Genomic DNA, 1,566 nt, shown 5'->3' with positions numbered 1-1,566 from the left:
CCCATATGAATCAGGCGCTGCCGAAGAAACTCTGGGATCGACTCGGGCTGGTCTCAATACTGGACACGATAACCCGGCTTAACCGCTTAACCTGAACCGCCGTATACGGAACCGTACGTACGGTGGTAATGGAATGGACGCCCCCTGTCCTAACGGCATCGATGTGCCAAAGTGAAAGTGTTAATAGCACTTAACGGAAGGGAGCGTCCTCATGAAGCTTACGACTGTTGGTATCGATTTGGCAAAAAACGTGTTTCAAGTACACGGAGTTGACGAGCGAGGGAAACCAGTACTGAAGAAGCAGCTCAAACGTGACCAGCTTGCCCCTTTCTTTGCAGTATTGGCGCCGTGCTTGATCGGTATGGAGGCTTGCGGAAGTGCCCATCACTGGGCAAGAAAGCTGCAAGCATTTGGACATACGGTCAAGTTGATGGCTCCACAATTTGTTAAGCCCTATGTGAAAACGAACAAGAACGACGTAGCCGATGCAGAGGCCATTTGTGAAGCGGTCGCTCGACCCAATATGCGCTTCGTACCGATCAAGACGACAGAGCAACAAGGGATATTGGCCATGCATCGGGCGCGGCAGGGTTTTGTGAAGGCTCGTACTGCGCAAGCTAACGCAATTCGTGGGCTGCTCGGTGAGTTCGGCATTGTCATCGCGCAAGGGATCGGGCATATCGCCGAGCGTTTGCCAGGCATCCTGGAAGATGGCGAAAACGGTCTGCCCGGTTCATTCCGGCAGTTGATGCAGCGCCTGGGCGATCATCTGAAGGAGTTGGACCGGCAGGTGGGTCAACTTGAACGGGAAATTCAACAATGGCATCGAGGGAATGAGGCCAGTTGCAAGCTTGCAGAAATACCGGGTATTGGACCGATCACCGCAAGCGCTCTGGTCGCTTCGGTAGGTGATGCGAAGAGTTTTGCCAACGGTCGGCAGATGGCGGCATGGTTGGGATTAGTACCGCGACAGCATTCGAGCGGAGGCAAGTCCACGCTGTTAGGTATCAGCAAGCGAGGCGATAGCTATTTGCGCACATTGCTGGTTCATGGTGCGCGAGCGGTGGTTCGTTACGCCGAAGGTAAAACCGACCCCTCATCGGATTGGCTGAAGGGTTTGTTGGCGCGTCGCAACACGAATGTGGCAGTCATCGCGCAGGCCAACAAGAATGCCCGGATTGCCTGGGCGCTGCTGGCCCACGACCGCAGATTCCGGTCTGGTTACACCCCTGCTGTCGCAGGCGCGTAACCAGACCGGTGGAGTCAAGCGATGAAGCGTTAGAAAGGAGTACTACCAAGGTTGCCCAGGCAATCATGACGTGATGGCAAGACAGGTCGGACCGGGATCGGGTAACTCTGCCCTCTCACAGGCGCTTCGAGCGCGTGGTGGTGATAAGAGCCCGATCAGCGAATTCCATCAGGGACAGAGGCAGAGCCTCACATAAAGTCCGGATGTATGGCTGCAATCTCAACCCCGTCTGTGTTGTCACGAATTGAAAGCTCGGCAAACTGGGGGCGTCCATGTATGTGAGAGGACGGCGGATGTAAATCCGCCTCCTACTCGAT

General features: G+C 55.2%; 1 protein-coding gene and 1 pseudogene. Both read left to right on the top strand.

Features of this window, described 5'->3' with window-relative positions; all coding sequences use genetic code 11:
- A pseudogene (locus CKW25_RS27250) lies at positions 1-95 on the top strand (maturase); the annotation flags it as partial.
- 116 nt (positions 96-211) lie between these two features.
- A complete protein-coding gene (locus tag CKW25_RS25890) occupies positions 212-1,249 on the top strand; it encodes an IS110 family transposase (protein ID WP_095083817.1) in 1,038 nt (345 codons plus the stop codon).
- The last annotated feature ends 317 nt before the right edge of the window (positions 1,250-1,566 follow it).

Origin of the sequence: Pseudomonas sp. Irchel s3h17, from assembly GCF_900187505.1 — a bacterium.
Lineage (GTDB): Bacteria > Pseudomonadota > Gammaproteobacteria > Pseudomonadales > Pseudomonadaceae > Aquipseudomonas.
Note: the sequence above shows the minus strand (reverse complement) of the source record. Positions and strands in the feature narration are given on the sequence as shown.

Coding starts and splice junctions, on each gene's coding strand:
- CKW25_RS25890 (WP_095083817.1), top strand. CDS start 212: ATGAAGCTTACGACTGTTGGTATCGATTTGGCAAAAAACGTGTTTCAA.